This window comes from Pseudomonas sp. MBLB4136 (assembly GCF_051904765.1).
Classification (GTDB): domain Bacteria; phylum Pseudomonadota; class Gammaproteobacteria; order Pseudomonadales; family Pseudomonadaceae; genus Aquipseudomonas.
Genome location: NZ_CP196713.1, coordinates 4,301,976 through 4,319,408, shown reverse-complemented (window position 1 = coordinate 4,319,408; position 17,433 = coordinate 4,301,976). Strand labels below are relative to the sequence as shown.

14 protein-coding genes and 1 riboswitch are annotated in these 17,433 nt (G+C 66.0%); of the genes, 7 read left to right on the top strand and 7 right to left on the bottom strand.

Annotated features, from left to right (window positions below; translation table 11 throughout):
• Positions 1–90: 90 nt before the first annotated feature.
• Positions 91–1,464 (top strand): nucleotide 5'-monophosphate nucleosidase PpnN, encoded by a 1,374-nt coding sequence (ppnN, locus tag ACSX1D_RS19820; RefSeq protein WP_439860095.1) that lies wholly within the window; start codon positions 91–93, stop codon positions 1,462–1,464.
• Between the two features lie 55 nt (positions 1,465–1,519).
• Here ppnN and ACSX1D_RS19815 read toward each other — a convergent pair whose 3' ends face one another.
• From ACSX1D_RS19815 to ahcY, 3 genes are all read right to left on the bottom strand, one after another.
• The gene (locus tag ACSX1D_RS19815; protein ID WP_439860094.1) at positions 1,520–2,233 is read right to left on the bottom strand and encodes a substrate-binding periplasmic protein; all 714 of its coding nucleotides are present in this window, start codon (positions 2,231–2,233) and stop codon (positions 1,520–1,522) included.
• A 195-nt stretch (positions 2,234–2,428) separates the two neighbouring features.
• Entirely contained in the window at positions 2,429–3,274 is an 846-nt protein-coding gene (metF, locus tag ACSX1D_RS19810; RefSeq protein ID WP_439860093.1) for a methylenetetrahydrofolate reductase [NAD(P)H], read from the bottom strand.
• 82 nt (positions 3,275–3,356) lie between these two features.
• Positions 3,357–4,763, bottom strand: a complete 1,407-nt coding sequence (gene ahcY / locus ACSX1D_RS19805) for an adenosylhomocysteinase (RefSeq protein WP_439860092.1) — start codon at positions 4,761–4,763, stop codon at positions 3,357–3,359.
• A 24-nt stretch (positions 4,764–4,787) separates the two neighbouring features.
• Positions 4,788–4,897, bottom strand: a riboswitch (S-adenosyl-L-homocysteine riboswitch).
• Between the two features lie 234 nt (positions 4,898–5,131).
• Between ahcY and ACSX1D_RS19800 the strand changes: the two genes are divergently transcribed.
• Positions 5,132–5,581 carry a c-type cytochrome gene (locus ACSX1D_RS19800; protein ID WP_439860091.1) on the top strand — a complete coding sequence of 150 codons (450 nt, stop codon included), beginning with the start codon at positions 5,132–5,134 and terminating at the stop codon, positions 5,579–5,581.
• Positions 5,582–5,665: 84 nt separating this feature from the next.
• Here the strand turns inward: ACSX1D_RS19800 and metK are convergent, their stop codons facing one another.
• Complete coding sequence (gene metK, locus ACSX1D_RS19795) at positions 5,666–6,856, bottom strand: methionine adenosyltransferase (protein WP_208707291.1); 1,191 nt, start codon at positions 6,854–6,856, stop codon at positions 5,666–5,668.
• Positions 6,857–6,877: 21 nt separating this feature from the next.
• The gene (locus ACSX1D_RS19790; protein WP_439860090.1) at positions 6,878–7,891 is read right to left on the bottom strand and encodes an ArsR/SmtB family transcription factor; all 1,014 of its coding nucleotides are present in this window, start codon (positions 7,889–7,891) and stop codon (positions 6,878–6,880) included.
• Between the two features lie 208 nt (positions 7,892–8,099).
• Here ACSX1D_RS19790 and tkt point away from each other — a divergent pair, with 208 nt between their 5' ends.
• The 4 genes from tkt (at position 8,100) to fba (ending at position 13,600) form a co-directional block, all read left to right on the top strand.
• Complete coding sequence (gene tkt, locus ACSX1D_RS19785; RefSeq protein ID WP_439860089.1) at positions 8,100–10,097, top strand: transketolase; 1,998 nt, start codon at positions 8,100–8,102, stop codon at positions 10,095–10,097.
• 55 nt (positions 10,098–10,152) lie between these two features.
• Complete coding sequence (gene epd / locus ACSX1D_RS19780; protein ID WP_439860088.1) at positions 10,153–11,220, top strand: erythrose-4-phosphate dehydrogenase; 1,068 nt, start codon at positions 10,153–10,155, stop codon at positions 11,218–11,220.
• A gap of 5 nt (positions 11,221–11,225) precedes the next feature.
• On the top strand, positions 11,226–12,389 hold the full coding sequence (locus ACSX1D_RS19775; RefSeq protein ID WP_439860087.1) for a phosphoglycerate kinase: 1,164 nt from the start codon (positions 11,226–11,228) through the stop codon (positions 12,387–12,389).
• Between the two features lie 146 nt (positions 12,390–12,535).
• Entirely contained in the window at positions 12,536–13,600 is a 1,065-nt protein-coding gene (gene fba, locus ACSX1D_RS19770; protein ID WP_208707286.1) for a class II fructose-bisphosphate aldolase, read from the top strand.
• A gap of 50 nt (positions 13,601–13,650) precedes the next feature.
• Here fba and ACSX1D_RS19765 read toward each other — a convergent pair whose 3' ends face one another.
• Positions 13,651–14,853 carry an ISL3 family transposase gene (locus tag ACSX1D_RS19765; RefSeq protein WP_439860086.1) on the bottom strand — a complete coding sequence of 401 codons (1,203 nt, stop codon included), beginning with the start codon at positions 14,851–14,853 and terminating at the stop codon, positions 13,651–13,653.
• A gap of 385 nt (positions 14,854–15,238) precedes the next feature.
• Here ACSX1D_RS19765 and ACSX1D_RS19760 point away from each other — a divergent pair, with 385 nt between their 5' ends.
• Positions 15,239–15,601 carry a hypothetical protein gene (locus ACSX1D_RS19760; RefSeq protein ID WP_439860085.1) on the top strand — a complete coding sequence of 121 codons (363 nt, stop codon included), beginning with the start codon at positions 15,239–15,241 and terminating at the stop codon, positions 15,599–15,601.
• 106 nt (positions 15,602–15,707) lie between these two features.
• On the opposite strand, the gene ACSX1D_RS19755 is transcribed toward ACSX1D_RS19760, so the two are convergent.
• Positions 15,708–17,324, bottom strand: coding sequence for a M28 family metallopeptidase (locus ACSX1D_RS19755; RefSeq protein WP_439860084.1), 1,617 nt, complete (start codon positions 17,322–17,324; stop codon positions 15,708–15,710).
• Between the last annotated feature and the right edge of the window lie 109 nt (positions 17,325–17,433).

Below are 17,433 nucleotides of genomic sequence, written 5' to 3'. Positions count from 1 at the left end.
ATGCCGGGCCGAGCGTTCGCTGGTCTATAACTTGACTCAACGATCAAGCCCTGCAGGCTTGGTCGGCCTCACCACGATGGAGCGCCTGCAATGGCCACGAGAAACACCACCAATGCTTCGGTATCCCCGAAGGGAAGCCTGGAGACCCTGTCCCAGCGCGAAGTGCAGCAGCTGCGGGAGACCGGTTGCGGCAGCGTCTATGCGCTGTTTCGCCAGTGCGCCCTGGCGATACTCAACACCGGTTCGGGCAGTGATAACGCCAAGACTATCCTGGAGGCCTATCCGGACTTCGAGATCCGCATCCATCAGCAGGATCGCGGCATCCGTCTCGAGCTGACGAATGCGCCGGCCGATGCCTTCGTCGATGGCGAGATGATCGCCAGCACCCGGGAAATGCTGTTCAGCGCCCTGCGCGATATCGTCTATACGCAGAGCGAGCTGGAGAACAAGCGGGTCGATTTCAGCAGCTCCCAGGGCATCACCGACTATGTCTTCCACCTGCTGCGCAACGCCCGCACCCTGCGCGCCGGCGTGGAGCCGAAGATCGTGGTGTGCTGGGGCGGGCACTCGATCAATCGCGAGGAGTACAAGTACACCAAGATCGTCGGTCACGAACTGGGCCTACGCGGCCTGGACGTCTGCACCGGCTGCGGCCCCGGGGTGATGAAAGGCCCGATGAAGGGCGCCACCATCGCCCACGCCAAGCAGCGCAATGTCACCGGGCGTTACCTGGGGCTGACCGAGCCCGGCATCATCGCCGCGGAGGCGCCCAACCCGATCGTCAATGAGCTGGTCATCCTGCCGGATATCGAGAAGCGCCTGGAGGCCTTCGTGCGGGTCGGCCACGGCATCATCATCTTCCCGGGCGGGGCCGGTACCGCCGAGGAGTTCCTCTATCTGCTCGGCATCCTCATGCACCCGGACAACAGGGAGCTGCCCTTCCCGCTGGTCCTCACCGGACCGCGCAGCGCCGAGGCCTACCTGCAGCAGCTGCACCAGTTCATCGGCGCGACCCTGGGCGAGGAGGCGCAGCAGCGCTACCGGATCATCGTCGACGATCCGGCCGAGGTGGCGCGGGAGATGGCCCGAGGCATCAAGGAGGTCACCCAGTTCCGCCGCGAGCGCAACGATGCCTTCCACTTCAACTGGCTGCTGAAGATCGACGAGACCTTCCAGCGTCCCTTCGAACCCACCCACGAGAACATGGCCGGTCTCAAGCTGACTCGCGAGCAGCCCGTGCATGAGTTGGCGGCGCAGCTGCGCCAGGCGTTCTCCGGAATCGTGGCCGGCAACGTGAAGGTCCAGGGTATTCGCCTGATCGAGGAGCATGGTCCGTACCAGATCACCGGTGACCAGAGCATCATGCGGCCACTGGACCGCCTGCTGCAGGCGTTCGTCGATCAGCAGCGCATGAAGCTGCCGGGCGGCAGCGCCTACGTGCCGAGCTACAAGGTGGTGGCCTGAGGGGCTGCGCCGTCCGAGCTGCCGGTCGCCGTGGTGGCCGGAAAACGAGCGGCTTTCAGGGGGCGGGCGCAACGTCCGCGGCTTCTGGGGTGGCGACCTGGTGCACCTCAAGGGGCGGCGCGTAACGGGCGAGCAGGGCGGCATAGCCCGGCTCGCGCTTGAAGCGGCGCAGCTCCTCGGCGAAGCGCTCGGCCAGCGCTTCGAAGCCGCCATCGCGGCGCAGGCCCAGGTACAGGCGGTCGCGACTGATCACCTTGGGGCTGTGCCCGATCGCCTTGCTCAGGCCCATCTGATTCAGCAGGAAGTGCCCGGCACGATGGTCGTTGATCACCAGATCGATCCGATCGCGCTGCAGCTTGCCGAAATTGGCCGCGTGGGTCGGCGCCGGTTCCCGGGTAAAGCGCTCGGACTCTCGAAAGGCGCGATTGGCGTACCAGTAGCCGGCGGATACCCCGACCTTGAGCCCGTCCAGGTCGCTCAGTCGACGATAGCGGTAGGGTCTAGCGGTGCTGTGGAACAGCACGAACTCGATTTCCGACAGCGGTTCGTCGGGGTACAGCATGGTGGCTTGGCGTGACGCGGTCTGGAAGACATCGAAGATGCCGTCCACCCGGCCCTGGCTGAACGCCGCCAGGCAGCGCTTCCAGGGCATCAGTTGCCACTGCACTTCGACGCCCAGGCGCTGCAGGACGATGTGCGCCGCTTCGTAATCCAGGCCGCGCAGCAGGCCCTGCTCCTCATAGATGTAGGGGGGCCAGGCTTCGCTCACCAGGCGCAGAGGCTGGGCCTGGGCGGTTAGGCAAGAGCTGACGAGGAGGAGGATGACGAGTAGTTGTCGTTGGAGTGCCGTCATCGGGCCAGAATACGCGGGCCGTCGGGCCTGGGAAAGGGCGCGCTTGCGGCAAACCGGCAGGCGGTCACAACCCTGGGGCCGGAAGGGGCGGCCTCAGGGTTGCGTCTGGCCTCAGCGCGACAGCTTGAGGTTGTTCCAGATCGCCAGGCTGGGGCCGGCCAGGTTCATGGTGTAGAAATGCAGGCCCGGCGCGCCGCCTTGCAGCAGGCGCTCGCACATCTCGCTGACCACCTGCTCGCCATAGGCGCGGATGCTGTCGCTGTCGTCGCCGTAGGCCTCCAGCTGTTTGCGCACCCAGCGCGGAATCTCGGCGCCGCAGGCATCGGAGAAGCGCGCCAGCTTGCTGTAGTTGGTGATCGGCATGATGCCGGGCACCACCGGGATGTCCACGCCCATCTTGCGTACCCGCTCGACGAAGTAGAAGTAGCTGTCGACGTTGAAGAAGTACTGGGTAATCGCGCTGCTGGCGCCGGACTTGGCCTTGCGCACGAAGTTGGCGATATCGGCTTCGAAGTTGCGCGCCTGGGGATGCATCTCCGGGTAGGCGGCGATCTCGATATGGAAGTGCTCGCCGGTCTCCTCGCGGATGAAGCTGACCAGCTCGTTGGCGTAGCGCAGCTCGCCGCTGGCCATGCCCATGCCGGAGGGCAGGTCGCCGCGCAGGGCGACGATGCGCTTGATGCCGGCGTCCTTGTACAGGTTCAGCAACTGGCGCAGTTCGGCCTTGCTGTCGCCGACGCAGGACAGGTGTGGCGCGGTGGACACCTGCACCTCGTCGTTCAGCTGCAGCACGGTGGAGACCGTGCGGTCGCGGGTGGAGCCGCCGGCGCCATAGGTGCAGGAGAAGAAGTCCGGCTTGTAGGCGGCCAGTTCGCGCGCGGTGTTCAGCAGTTTTTCATGTCCGGCCTCGGTCTTCGCGGGGAAGAACTCGAAGCTGAAGCTGTGTTCTTGGCTCATAGGAATATCCAGGCGTGAGGCTGATGAGGCGAGGCGCCCGGCACGGCCCAGGGGGCTGCGCGGGGCGCCTGCGGCCGGAGGCTTAGTAGCGGTAGCTGTCCGGCTTGAACGGGCCTTCCACGGTCACGCCGATGTACTCGGCCTGCTTCGGTGTCAGCTGGGTGACCACGCCACCGAAGCCCTTAACCATTTCCAGGGCCACTTCCTCGTCGAGCTTCTTCGGCAGCACTTCCACGCACAGGCGTTCGGCCTTCTGCGCCGCCGGCAGGTCGGCGAACTTCTGGCCGAACAGGAAGATCTGCGCCAGCACCTGATTGGCGAAGGAGCCGTCCATGATCCGGCTCGGGTGGCCGGTGGCGTTGCCCAGGTTGACCAGGCGGCCTTCGGCCAGGAGGATCAGGTAGTCGTCGTTGAGCGGGTCGAGGTCCAGGCCGGTGCGGTGAACCTTGTGCACCTGAGGCTTCACTTCTTCCCAGGCCCAGTGCTTGCGCATGAAGGCGGTGTCGATTTCGTTGTCGAAGTGGCCGATGTTGCACACCACGGCGCGCTTCTTCAGGGCCTTGAGCATGCCGGCGTCGCAGACGTTGACGTTACCGGTGGTGGTGACGATCAGGTCGATCTTGCCCAGCAGGGCGGCGTCGACGCTGGCCTCGGTGCCGTCGTTGATGCCGTTCTTGTAGGGCGAAACCAGCTCGAAGCCGTCCATGCAGGCCTGCATGGCGCAGATCGGGTCGACTTCGCTGACCTTGACGATCATGCCTTCCTGGCGCAGCGACTGCGCCGAGCCCTTGCCCACGTCGCCGTAGCCGATCACCAGGGCCTGCTTGCCCGACAGCAGGTGGTCGGTGCCGCGCTTGATGGCGTCGTTGAGGCTGTGGCGGCAACCGTACTTGTTGTCGTTCTTGCTCTTGGTCACCGAGTCGTTGACGTTGATCGCCGGGACTCTCAGGGTGCCGGCCTTGAGCATGTCGAGCAGGCGGTGCACGCCGGTGGTGGTTTCCTCGGTGATGCCGTGGATCTTGTCCAGCATCGCCGGGTATTTCTTGTGCAGGATCTCGGTCAGGTCGCCGCCGTCGTCGAGGATCATGTTGGCGTCCCACGGCTGGCCATCCTTGAGGATGGTCTGCTCGATGCACCACTCGTACTCTTCCTCGGTCTCGCCCTTCCAGGCGAACACCGGGATGCCGGCGGCGGCGATGGCGGCGGCGGCCTGGTCCTGGGTGGAGAAGATGTTGCAGCTCGACCAGCGTACCTCGGCGCCGAGGGCGATCAGGGTCTCGATCAGCACGCCGGTCTGGATGGTCATGTGGATGCAGCCGAGGATCTTCGCGCCCTTGAGCGGTTGCTCGGCGGCGTACTTGCGGCGCAGGCCCATCAGCGCCGGCATCTCGGATTCGGCGATGATCAGCTCGCGACGGCCCCAGGCGGCCAGGGAAATATCGGCGACCTTGTAGTCGTTAAAACCGGCAGGCGTCATTACAGCGCTCATAGATAGAGTTCTCCATTCGTTGTCTGCGAATGGGCGCCGTTGATGCGTTGAACGCCCTCTGCGGTAGAGAGCACGCCCCATCCGAGCCTGACAAATCCCTGTGGACAGGGTCTGCTGCAGCGCCCCTCGGACGGGTGGCGGGCACGACCGGAGCGGTGCCGGTCGCGTGAAGCCCGCCGATTATAGCGGCGGTGCTCGTCGAGCCCAAGGCTTTCCGTCGCCGGATTGGCCGCCTCGAGGGTTGCCGGCAGGTCGACGGATTCGTGCGCGCCTCGCACTCTCGACATTTGCGGCAAAACACCGCGCTTGGCCCGGCCGCCACGAGTCGGGATACTGTGGCCCGTTTTTCACCGTCGAACCTATTGCCTATGAAACTGAAGATCGCCTTACCCGTCCTGTTCATCAGCCTGGCCCTGGCCGCCTGCGGCGGCGTCGACCCGGATTCGCCCCTGGGCAAGCGCCAGGCGATCTTCAAGCAGATGCTCAAGACCAGCGAAGACCTGGGCGGCATGCTGCGCGGGCGCATCGCCTTCGACGAGCAGCGCTTTATCCAGGGCGCCGCGGAACTGGATCAGCTGGCGCGCGAGCCCTGGCAGCACTTCCCCCAAATCAAGGAAGAGGACGACACCCGCGCGAGGGACGAGGTGTGGCAGCGCCAGGCGCGTTTCCAGGCGCTGGCCCGCGAGCTCGAGGGGGCGACGGCCGCCCTGGTCGAGGCCACCACCGCCCCGCCGCTGCGCCAGAGCGAGCTGGCGCCGGTCGTGCAGCGGGTCGAGGACAGTTGCGAGGCCTGCCACAAGGAGTTTCGCGCGTTCTGAGTGGGGGGCGACTGCGCCCTCGTGCCGTTGTCCAACAAATAAAAAAGCCCCGCATATGCGGGGCTTTTTTCTTATAGCGGGGGCTTACAGGCCGGCGGCGGCGCGCAGTTCGGCGGCCTTGTCGGTCTTCTCCCAGGTAAAGGCGGTGAAGTTGTCGTCGCCGTAGCTCATCTCCACCGGCTCGCGGCCGAAGTGGCCGTAGGCCGCGGTCGGCTGGTACATCGGGTGCAGCAGGTCGAGCATCTTGGTGATGGCGTACGGGCGCAGGTCGAAGACCTCGCGCACCAGCTTGATGATGCTGTCTTCGCTGACCTTGTTGGTGCCGAAGGTGTTGACCGAGATGGAGGTCGGCTGGGCCACGCCGATGGCGTAGGACACCTGGATCTCGCAGCGCTCGGCGAGGCCGGCGGCGACGATGTTCTTGGCCACGTAGCGGCCGGCATAGGCGGCGCTGCGGTCGACCTTGGACGGGTCCTTGCCGGAGAAGGCGCCGCCGCCGTGACGGGCCATGCCGCCGTAGGAGTCGACGATGATCTTGCGTCCGGTCAGACCGCAGTCGCCCACCGGGCCGCCGATGATGAACTGGCCGGTCGGGTTGATGTGGAACTGGGTGTCCTTGTGCAGCAGTTCGGCCGGCAGCACGTGCTTGACGATCAGCTCCATCACGCCTTCGCGCAGGTCGTTGTAGCTGACGTCCGGGTTGTGCTGGGTGGACAGCACCACGGCGTCGATGCCGACCACCTTGCCGTTCTCGTAGCGGCAGGTGACCTGGCTCTTGGCGTCCGGGCGCAGCCACGGCAGCAGGCCGGACTTGCGTGCCTCGGCCTGGCGCTCGACCAGGCGGTGGCTGAAGCAGATCGGCGCCGGCATCAGCACGTCGGTCTCGTTGCTGGCGTAGCCGAACATCAGGCCCTGGTCGCCGGCGCCCTGGTCTTCCGGCTTGCTGCGGTCGACGCCCTGGTTGATGTCCGGGGACTGCTTGCCAATGATGTTGATGATGCCGCAGGTGGCGCCATCGAAGCCGACGTCGGAGCTGTCGTAGCCGATGTCGACGATGACCTTGCGCACCAGCTCTTCCAGGTCGACCCAGGCCGAGGTGGTGACTTCGCCGGCGATGATCGCCACGCCAGTCTTGACCAGGGTCTCGCAGGCCACGCGGGCATGCTTGTCCTGGGAGATGATGGCGTCGAGGATCGCGTCGGAAATCTGGTCGGCGATCTTGTCCGGATGGCCTTCGGACACGGACTCGGAGGTAAACAGGGAGTATTCGCTCATCTATCGGTCTTCCTAAATTAATTACCGGTGGGTGAGGGTGGCCCGTGGGCCGGTGTGTTCATCCGGTTTGGCGAAGTGCCGCACCTGAATCTGGAAACCATTGCGTAAGCCCAGGTACTGGCTTTCGCCAGGCGTGAGCCCTGCGGCGATAGCCCAACGGGCCAGATCGTCCTGTTCGAAGCCCAGCCAGAGATCGCCGCAGGCCTGCCTGGCCCAACTCTGGTTGTGGCTGCACAACTCGGTGATCAGCAGGCTGCCGCCGCGGTTCACGCGCAGTGCCAGCTGCTTGAGCGCGTCGGCGGGGGCGGCGAAATGGTGCAGGACCATGTTCAGCACCACGCAGTCGGCGCTCGGGTACTCGTCATTCAATGCGTCGGCCAACTGCAGCGCGACGTTGTCCAAGCCTTCCTTCATGCAGCGCTGGCGAGCCAGCTCGAGCATCGCCGGGCTGTTGTCCAGCGCGGTGACCCGGGCGAAGCGCCGGGCCAGCTCGGGCAGGAAGCTGCCGTCGCCGGGGCCGACCTCCAGGGCCGTGGCGTCGCCGGCGAAGCCCAGGGCGTCGAGCAGGGCCAGCACGCTGTCGCGGTACTGCGGCAGGCCGGCGATCAGGTCCTGCTGGGCCTGGAAGCTGGCCGCGCTGCGGGCGAAGAAGTCCTGGCTGGTCGCCGCCCGCTGGCCGTGCACTGCGGTTATCCGGGCCTGCACCTCGGCGGGCAGCGCCAGGCCGTCGACTTCCTCCAGCAGCGCCGCGTGCAGCGTGCCGCCGAGCGAGTCGCCCTGGGCCAGGGCGCGGCGATAGAAGATCGCGTTGCCCTCGCGGCGCGTGGCCACCAGGCCGGCCTGGGCCAGCACCTTGAGGTGATGGCTCATGCCCGACTGGCCGGTGGCGAAGATCTGCGCCAGCTCCAGCACGCCGAACGAGTCGTTGGCCAGGGCGCGCAGCACGTTCAGGCGCAACGGATCGCCGCCGGCCTTGCACAGGGCGGCCAGCTCGTCGGCAGGCTCGAAGCTCAGCTGGGGCACGCGGATATTCATAGGGCGCGAAGTCTAGTCGGTCATTTTTCATACAGCAACAGCAATATCAAAAAGTTTTGATATTGCTGTCGTGGCGCGATTTGCCTTGTTGATGCCGCGCCTGGCCCGAGAAAAGCCGGACCTGCGACCATCTGTCATTGCCCCGCACCGCCCGGGTGGGCGAAAATGGCCGCCTTTTTCGTGATCAGCCCCAGCAGGAGATTCAGCGATGCCCAGCCGTCGTGAGCGTGCCAATGCCATTCGTGCCCTGAGCATGGATGCCGTGCAGAAAGCCAACAGCGGCCACCCGGGTGCCCCGATGGGCATGGCGGATATCGCCGAAGTGCTGTGGCGTGACTACCTCAAGCACAACCCGAACAACCCCGAGTTCGCCGATCGCGACCGCTTCGTGCTGTCCAACGGCCATGGCTCGATGCTGATCTATTCGCTGCTGCACCTGACCGGCTACGACCTCGGCATCGAGGACCTCAAGCAGTTCCGCCAGATGGGCAGCCGCACCCCAGGCCACCCTGAATACGGCTACACCCCGGGCGTCGAGACCACCACCGGGCCGCTCGGCCAGGGCCTGGCCAACGCCGTGGGTTTCGCCATCGCCGAGAAGGTCCTGGCGGCGCAGTTCAACCGCGACGGCCATGCCATCGTCGACCACAACACCTACGTGTTCCTCGGCGACGGCTGCATGATGGAAGGCATCAGCCATGAAGTCTGCTCGCTGGCCGGCACCCTGGGCCTGGGCAAGCTGATCGCCTTCTACGACGACAACGGCATCTCGATCGACGGCGAGGTCGAAGGCTGGTTCACCGACGACACGCCGAACCGCTTCGAGGCCTACGGCTGGCAGGTGATCCGCAACGTCGACGGTCACGACGCCGAAGAAATCAAGATCGCCATCGACACCGCGCGCAAGAGCGCGCAGCCGACCCTGATCTGCTGCAAGACCACCATCGGCTTCGGCTCGCCGAACAAGCAGGGCAAGGAAGACTGCCACGGCGCGCCGCTGGGCGTCGACGAGATCGCCCTGACCCGCGCCGCCCTGGGCTGGGAGCACGGCCCGTTCGAGATTCCCGCGGAGATCTACGCCGAGTGGGACGCCAAGCAGGCCGGCGCCGCCGTCGAGGCCGAGTGGAACGAGCGCTTCGCCGCCTACGCCGCCGCCTACCCGGAACTGGCCGCCGAGTTCCAGCGGCGCATCAAGGGCGAGCTGCCGGCCGACTTCGCCGAGCAGGCCGCCGCCTACATCAAGGAAGTCGCCGAGAAGGGCGAGACCATTGCCAGCCGCAAGGCCAGCCAGAACGCGCTGAACGCCTTCGGCCCGCTGCTGCCGGAATTCCTCGGCGGCTCGGCCGACCTGGCCGGCTCCAACCTGACCCTGTGGAAGGGTTGCCAGGGGGTTTCCGCGGCGGACGCCTCGGGCAACTACCTGTTCTACGGCGTGCGCGAGTTCGGCATGAGCGCGATCATGAACGGCATCGCCCTGCACGGCGGCTTCGTTCCCTACGGCGCGACCTTCCTGGTGTTCATGGAATACGCCTGCAACGCCGTGCGCATGTCGGCGCTGATGAAGAAGCGCGTGCTGTTCGTCTACACCCACGACTCCATCGGTCTGGGCGAGGACGGCCCGACCCACCAGCCGATCGAGCAGCTGGCCAGCCTGCGTTGCACGCCAAACCTCAACACCTGGCGTCCGGCCGATGCGGTGGAATCGGCGGTGGCCTGGAAATGCGCGATCGAGCGCAACGATGGCCCCAGCGCGCTGATCTTCAGCCGCCAGAACCTGCCGCACCAGAGCCGCGACGCGGCCCAGCTGGGCGACATCGCCCGCGGCGGCTACGTGCTCAAGGACTGCGCCGGCGAGCCGGAGCTGATCCTCATCGCCACCGGCTCGGAAGTCGGCCTGGCCGTGCAGGCCTACGACAAGCTGAGCGAGCAGGGCCGCAAGGTGCGTGTGGTGTCGATGCCGTCGACCAGCGTGTTCGACCAGCAGGACGCCGGCTACAAGCAGGCCGTGCTGCCGCTGCAGGTCGGCGCGCGGATCGCCATCGAGGCCGCCCATAGCGACTTCTGGTACAAGTACGTGGGGCTCGAGGGCCGGGTCATCGGCATGACCACCTTCGGCGAATCGGCGCCGGCGGCGGCGCTGTTCGAGCACTTCGGCTTCACCCTGGAAAACGTCCTGGAAACCGCGGCCGAGCTGCTCGACGCCTGACCGCGCCGGGGTGGGTGGCCGCGGCCATCCACCCTGCTAGCCTGCCGAGATCGCCATGTCCAAGCGTCCCTATAGAGTTGCCCTCAACGGCTACGGCCGCATCGGTCGCTGCGTGCTGCGCGCGCTGCACGAGCGCGGCGCGGGCGCGCAGCTGGAGATCGTCGCCCTCAACGACCTGGCCGACCAGGCCAGCCTCGAATACCTGACCCGATTCGACTCGACCCACGGACGCTTCCCCGGCGAGGTGCGGGTCGAAGGGGACTGCCTGCATATCAACGGCACTTCCGTGCAGGTGCTGCGCCAGGAGGAGCCGGAAGGCATCGACTGGGCGGCGCTGGACCTCGACCTGCTGCTGGAGTGCTCCGGGCAGTACACCACCCGTGCCGAGGCCGAGCGTTTCCTCGAGGCCGGTGCGCCGCGCCTGCTGCTGTCGCAGCCGATGGCCGGCGAGGCGGATATCGACGCCACCATCGTCTACGGGGTCAATCAGCAGCGCCTGGACGGCACCGAGCGCCTGGTGTCCAACGCCAGTTGCACCACCAACTGCGGGGTGCCGCTGCTCAAGCTGCTCAACGAGGCGGTGGGCCTGGAGTACGTGTCCATCACCACCATCCATTCGGCGATGAACGACCAGCCGGTGATCGACGCCTACCACCACGAGGACCTGCGCCGCACACGCTCGGCCTTCCAGTCGGTGATCCCGGTGTCCACCGGCCTGGCCAAGGGCATCGAGCGCCTGCTGCCGGAGCTGGCCGGGCGCATCCAGGCCAAGGCCATCCGGGTGCCGACGGTCAACGTCTCCTGCCTGGACATCACCCTGCAGACCGCCCGCGACACCTCGGCGGCCGAGATCAACCGGGTGCTGCGCCAGGCCGCCGAAGCCGGGCCGCTCAAGGGCCTGATCGCCTACACCGAACTGCCCCATGCCAGCTGCGACTTCAACCACGACCCCCATTCGGCGGTGGTCGACGGCAGCCAGACGCGCGTCTCCGGCCCGCGCCTGGTCAACCTGCTGGCCTGGTTCGACAACGAGTGGGGGTTCGCCAACCGCATGCTCGATGTCGCCCAGCATTTCCTCGAAGTCTCCTCTGCCACCGTTCCACCAGCCCCCGTGAAGGACTGATTCCAATGACCGTTTTGAAGATGACCGACCTCGACCTCCAGGGTAAGCGCGTGCTGATCCGCGAAGACCTCAACGTGCCGGTGAAGGACGGCGTGGTGAAGAGCGATGCGCGCATCCTCGCCGCCCTGCCGACCATCAAGCTGGCGCTGGAGAAGGGTGCGGCGGTGATGGTCTGCTCGCACCTGGGCCGCCCCAGCGAGGGTGAGTTCTCCCAGGAGAACAGCCTCAAGCCGGTCGCCGACTACCTGGCCAAGGCCCTGGGCCGCGACGTGCCACTGCTGGCCGACTACCTCGGCGGTGTCGAGGTCGCCGCCGGCGAGCTGGTGCTGTTCGAGAACGTGCGCTTCAACAAGGGTGAGAAGAAGAACAGCGACGAGCTGGCCCAGCAGTACGCCGCGCTGTGCGACGTGTTCGTCATGGATGCCTTCGGCACTGCCCACCGCGCCGAGGGCTCGACCCATGGCGTGGCCAAATTCGCCGCCGTCGCCTGCGCAGGTCCGCTGCTGGCCGCCGAGCTGGACGCCCTGGGCAAGGCCCTGGGCAATCCGGCGGGGCCCATGGCGGCAATCGTCGCCGGCTCCAAGGTGTCGACCAAGCTGGACGTGCTCAACAGCCTCAGCCAGGTCTGCGACCAGCTGATCGTCGGTGGCGGCATCGCCAACACCTTCCTCGCCGCGGCCGGCTTCCCGGTCGGCAAGTCGCTGTACGAGGCCGATCTGGTGGACACCGCCAAGGCTATCGCGGCCAAGGTCAGCGTGCCGCTGCCGGTCGACGTGGTGGTGGCCAAGGCCTTCGCCGAAGATGCCGAGGCGACCGTCAAGCTGGTGGCCGAGGTGGCCGAGGACGACATGATCCTCGACATTGGTCCGCAGACCGCGGCGCAGTTCGCCGAGCTGTTGAAGTCGTCGAAGACCATCCTGTGGAACGGCCCGGTCGGGGTGTTCGAGTTCGATCAGTTCGGCAATGGCACCAAGGTGCTCGCCGAGGCCATCGCCGAGAGCCCGGCCTTCTCCATCGCCGGCGGTGGCGACACCCTGGCGGCGATCGACAAATACGGCGTGGCCGAGCGCATTTCCTACATTTCCACCGGCGGTGGCGCCTTCCTCGAGTTCGTCGAGGGCAAGGTGCTGCCGGCCGTGGCCGTGCTCGAAGAGCGCGCGCGGGGCTGAGTCGCGCGGGGCGCGCCGTGGGCCGGGCGTTGAAGCCTGTACCGCGGTGCGCCCCAGCGACCCCTTATCCCCGAATACTTGAATAGCGCCTGCCCCTGCGGCAGGCTTGCACGATTAACGACCTCCAAACCGGGAGACAGGAAACCATGGCACTTATCAGCATGCGCCAGATGCTCGACCACGCCGCCGAATACGGCTACGGCGTGCCGGCCTTCAACGTGAACAATCTCGAGCAGATGCGCGCGATCATGGAAGCGGCCGACAAGACCGACTCGCCGGTGATCGTCCAGGCTTCCGCCGGTGCCCGCAAGTACGCCGGCGCGCCCTTCCTGCGCCACCTGATCCTCGCCGCCATCGAAGAGTTCCCGCATATCCCGGTGTGCATGCACCAGGATCACGGCACCAGCCCGGATGTCTGTCAGCGTTCGATCCAGCTGGGTTTCTCCTCGGTGATGATGGATGGCTCGCTGAAGGAAGACGGCAAGACCCCGGCCGACTACGACTACAACGTCCGCGTGACCCAGCAAGCCGTGGCCATGGCCCACGCCTGTGGCGTCTCGGTGGAAGGCGAACTGGGCTGCCTGGGCAGCCTGGAAACCGGCATGGCCGGTGAAGAAGACGGCGTCGGCGCCGAGGGTGTGCTCGATCACAGCCAGATGCTCACCGATCCGGAGGAGGCCGCCGACTTCGTCAAGCGCACCCAGGTCGATGCCCTGGCCATCGCCATCGGCACCAGCCACGGCGCCTACAAGTTCACCAAGCCGCCGACCGGCGATATCCTCGCCATCGACCGGATCAAGGCGATCCACGCGCGCATTCCCAACACCCACCTGGTGATGCACGGCTCCAGCAGCGTGCCGCAGGAGTGGCTGGCGGTGATCAACCAGTACGGCGGCGACATCAAGGAAACCTACGGCGTGCCGGTCGAGGAGATCGTCGAGGGCATCAAGCACGGCGTGCGCAAGGTCAACATCGACACCGACCTGCGCCTGGCCTCCACTGGTGCCATGCGCCGCATGATGGCCGAGCACCCGAGCGAGTTCGACCCGCGCAAGTTCTTCGCCGCCACCGTCACCGCCATGCGCGATATCTGCATCGCCCGCTACGAAGCCTTCGGCACCGCCGGCAACGCCTCGAAGATCAAGCCGATCTCCCTGGAAGGCATGTTCCAGCGTTATGCCAAGGGCGAGCTGGCGGCCAAGGTCAACTAAGCCCGCGCCGCGTCAGCCAGAAAGCCCGCGAAAGCGGGCTTTTTTATGGTTCATCGCACTTTCCCGGGGAAGGCGGCCTTGATTTTCAGGAAGAAGTAGTCCGAGTCGCGGAAGCCATAGGCCATGCGCTTGATGACCTTGATGCGGTTGTTCACCCCCTCCAGCACGCTGGTGTGCATCGGGAAGCGGGCACTGGCGAGGATGCCGCGGAGGTAACGCCTGAGGTTCTTGGCGAAGCGCTGCAGCGGCGCCAGGCTACTGTCCCGGACGTGCCGTTGCCAGTCCCGCCAGCGCCGCCAGCCCTCCCAGACGCCGGGCGCGTACCAGATGTCCTTGAGCGCATCCTTGAGCAGGTAGACGGTGGCCAGTGATTGATTGGCTTGCAGCAGCTCCTGCAACTGCACCGCCTGCTCGCTCTTGAGGTTGGCCCGGTTGCGCAGCAGCAACCAGCGACTGCTCTTGACCACTTGGCGCGCCGGTTTGTCATGCCGTAGCAGGTTGGCCTGGTCGACGCGGATACGGTCGATCACCTCGCGGCCGTAGCGCGCCACCACATGGAACAGGTCGTACACCACCTCGGCCCGCGGGCAATGGCGCTTCACCTCCAGGTCGAAGGCCGTGTTCATGTCCATCGCCACCGCCTCGATCTGCTGGCAGCGCTCGCCAAGCAGCTCGAAGAACGGCCGAACAGCCTCGCGGCTGTTGCCGTGCCCGACCCACAGCACGCGGGTTCGCTCGGCATCCATGATCACCGTGGCGTAGCGATGGCCCTTGTGCAGGGCGAACTCGTCCATCACCAAGCGCCGCACGTCAGCGGGCTCGAAGGCGCCCACTGCGGCTTCCAATCGACGCTTGTCGATGGCCTTGAGGGTGTGCCAGTGCAAGCCGGTCAGGCGACTGACATGGCTTATCGGCAAGAGCTGCAACAGGCCTTCGAGCCAGATCTGCAAGCGCCGAGTCAGGCGTGCGGCCGGTCCCAACCAGTCGATCCGCTCGGTCACGCGTCCACAGGTCAGGCAGTCGACGCGGCGCACGGGTAACTGCAGAACAACACGCCGATCCAGCAGGTCACGGTCACGCACCTGGCGCATGCGCCGTTCGTGGATCAACGGACAGGGCTGGCCACAGCGCCCACACTGGGGTAGCCGGTTGGCCTGGGGCTCCAGCTCAATCAGCAGGGTGTTTTCAGCGGCGGGGCGGCAGGCGACGACCTCGTAGCCTGGCCAGAAAGCGGCAAGATCAATAGGATGCACGGCGACAGCAGGGACTGGGAGTTGGTGTGTTTGGCGACTGCCAATCTACCCATTTCCCTGACTGTCAACTCGCTCTTTCCCCAGAGTCCGCGAAGAACCTTTTTTGTTGGCCGCGATGGAGGGCTTGTCATGGCGCAGGAGCTGATTTTTGACGGAATTGATAGATCTCGAGCTCATCGCGGACGCGGATAGTATTTCAGCCGTAGTGTGACTTTGTTGGCATCTGAGTCTTCTCAATGACTAGGGTGCTGATTATGTACTCGTCAGCATGCCTGCAAGAAGAAGTGCGCCCTATGCCTTCTAGGGATGGATGAGCCGGTGCAGTGAATGCGCAGGCGAGCATGCGGGATGCGAGACAAGCAGTCCACATGAGTCGAGGTTATCAATGAGAAAGCATGCCATTTATATCGCTGTTGGCTTTGCCTCCGCCCTGCTGGCTGGTTGCGCCAGCCAGCCCAGCACGGCCGACCTGATGCGGGCACACGCCGATGAGGCGCAGGCTCGTGTGGAGTTGAGGAAGCAGTTTGCCGCGGACTGGGATCGTGGCTCGGAGCTGGTGCGCGACGGCGAGAAGCGCATCAGCAAGGGCGAGAAGCAGATCGACTCGGCCGAGCAGGCCCTCGAGGAGGGGCGTGAGCAGGTGACCCGCGGTAACCGCGAGATCGAAGAGGGGCGTCGCCTCCTGGAAGAGAGCGAGCGCCAGTTCAAGGAGCACTTCCCCGGGCATGCGCTCAGCAGCGGCAGCTGATAGCGCGCGGGTTCATCGGTCCGGTGGGCGAGCGCCTGCCGGGCCGTGTAGCGAAGAAGCCAGGCCCTGCGGCCTGGCTTCTTCGTTGTGGGTCAGGGGCGATGCCTTACTTGACCCAGTGCTTGCCCCAGTGGGTGATGTCATAGGCGGCAGACTGCTGTGCGCTGAAGGCGCGGGTGCTCGGTTGCTGCGCCGCGGCGATTTCGTCGTCGATGATCTTGGTCGACAACGACAGCCAGCTGGTGGCGAACGCCGCGGCATCGCCGTTGATCTCCAGGGCCTGCTGGTTGATGTTGAGGGTGTTGTCGCAGGCCTGGTGGTAGCAGGGGTCGAAGGCGACGCCGGCGTCGCCACCGTACTTCGCCGCCTGCTCTTCGCTCTTCAGCACTTCGGCGCCGGTGAACAGGCCGCCGAAGGCGATGCCGTCGAGGAAGAACTGCGCGTAGTCGGAGCGGAAGCTGATCTCGTCACCCTCCGACGGCAGCGCGCGCAGGCGGTAGTAGGTCTCGAACAGCTTCTCCACCGCCGCCGAGCCGGGTGGGCCCTCGAGGCCGAACTGCGAGCCGTCGCCGTCATAGATGAAGTAGGCGAAGTTCGGCGAGGCGATCATGTCGAAGTTCAGGTAGACCTTGATCTTGGCTTTCTCCTGCGCACTGAGGTTCTGCACGTAGTGGGTCGAGCCGACCAGCCCTGACTCTTCCGCGCCCCACCAGGCGAAGCGCACCTTGTTGCGCGGGTGGGCCTTGCGCATCTGCAGGGCCATCTCGAGGATCGCCGCGCTGCCCGAGCCGTTGTCCTGGATGCCGCCGCCCTCGAACACCGAATCGAGGTGGGCACCGACCATCACCACGTTGTCCGGGTTGCCCCGGCGGGTTTCGGCGATGATGTTGAAGGTCTCGGTCTTCTCGCGCACCACGTCGACCACCAGGCGCAGCTGCAGATCGGCGGTGGCGGCCCAGGCCGCGCCCAGGTCGTAGGTGGCGAACAGCACCGGGATGCCGCCGCCGTAGGAGTCGCCGAGGGTCGCGTTGAGCAGGCCCTTGCGCTCTTCGGTGTTGCCCTGGTTGAAGATGATCGCGCCGACGGCACCGGCCGCCGCGGCGTTCTCGGCCTTCTGCTGGAAGCTGCAGGCGCCGCGCTGGATCAGGGCGATGGAGCCGACCGGGAAGCCGGCGAAGTCGGCCGCCTCGCAGCCGCTGGTCGAGGCGTTGTTCGGCCCCAGGGCCAGGTCGACCGGCGTGACGCTTGCGCTGACATTGCCGGCCTCGGTCTGCGACAGGTAGGTGAAGTCTGTCTCCCATTCATAGGTGGCCGGCGTCGGCGCCAGCGCCGCCAGTTCGCCCGGGCCCTGGGGATAGAAGGCAGTGAACGGGAAGGGCTGCAGGCTGACCTGGTAGCCGGCCGCCTCGAGGGTCTGCTTCACGTAGTCCACCGAGGCCTGGTAGCCGGGCAGGCCGGCGGCGCGGGTGCCGCCGTTGGCGGCGGCGATGTCCTGCAGCATCTGCAGGTGGTACATGGTCTTGCGCGCTTGCATGCAGCGGGGCAGGCCCAGCGGGCTGTTGTTCAGCAGCACCGAATTGCAGCCGGCCGAGGTCGGTCGGGCCGGGCTCCAGAATTCGTTGAGCAGGTCGCTGGGGGACGGCGGGGCGGCTTGCAGGCTGGTGGACAGGGCGAGGGCGAGAGAGCAACTGAGAAAACGCCAGTGGGTAACTGTTTTAGACATGGTTCCTCCAATCCTTAGGGAGAGTGCGTTGCCAGGTCGGCTTGTGGCCTCTGGCGACTGGTCCTTAACTGCATCGATCCGGACGCGAAGAGGAAGCCTAGCCCGGCTT

Bases quoted from the DNA above. Each gene is read 5' to 3' on its own strand.
- ACSX1D_RS19800 (WP_439860091.1), top strand. From the start codon at position 5,132: ATGAAACTGAAGATCGCCTTACCCGTCCTGTTCATCAGCCTGGCCCTG.
- ACSX1D_RS19755 (WP_439860084.1), bottom strand. From the start codon at position 17,324: ATGTCTAAAACAGTTACCCACTGGCGTTTTCTCAGTTGCTCTCTCGCC.
- metK (WP_208707291.1), bottom strand. From the start codon at position 6,856: ATGAGCGAATACTCCCTGTTTACCTCCGAGTCCGTGTCCGAAGGCCAT.
- metF (WP_439860093.1), bottom strand. From the start codon at position 3,274: ATGAGCCAAGAACACAGCTTCAGCTTCGAGTTCTTCCCCGCGAAGACC.
- fba (WP_208707286.1), top strand. From the start codon at position 12,536: ATGGCACTTATCAGCATGCGCCAGATGCTCGACCACGCCGCCGAATAC.
- ACSX1D_RS19760 (WP_439860085.1), top strand. From the start codon at position 15,239: ATGAGAAAGCATGCCATTTATATCGCTGTTGGCTTTGCCTCCGCCCTG.
- epd (WP_439860088.1), top strand. From the start codon at position 10,153: ATGTCCAAGCGTCCCTATAGAGTTGCCCTCAACGGCTACGGCCGCATC.
- ACSX1D_RS19775 (WP_439860087.1), top strand. From the start codon at position 11,226: ATGACCGTTTTGAAGATGACCGACCTCGACCTCCAGGGTAAGCGCGTG.
- tkt (WP_439860089.1), top strand. From the start codon at position 8,100: ATGCCCAGCCGTCGTGAGCGTGCCAATGCCATTCGTGCCCTGAGCATG.
- ACSX1D_RS19790 (WP_439860090.1), bottom strand. From the start codon at position 7,891: ATGAATATCCGCGTGCCCCAGCTGAGCTTCGAGCCTGCCGACGAGCTG.
- ppnN (WP_439860095.1), top strand. From the start codon at position 91: ATGGCCACGAGAAACACCACCAATGCTTCGGTATCCCCGAAGGGAAGC.
- ahcY (WP_439860092.1), bottom strand. From the start codon at position 4,763: ATGAGCGCTGTAATGACGCCTGCCGGTTTTAACGACTACAAGGTCGCC.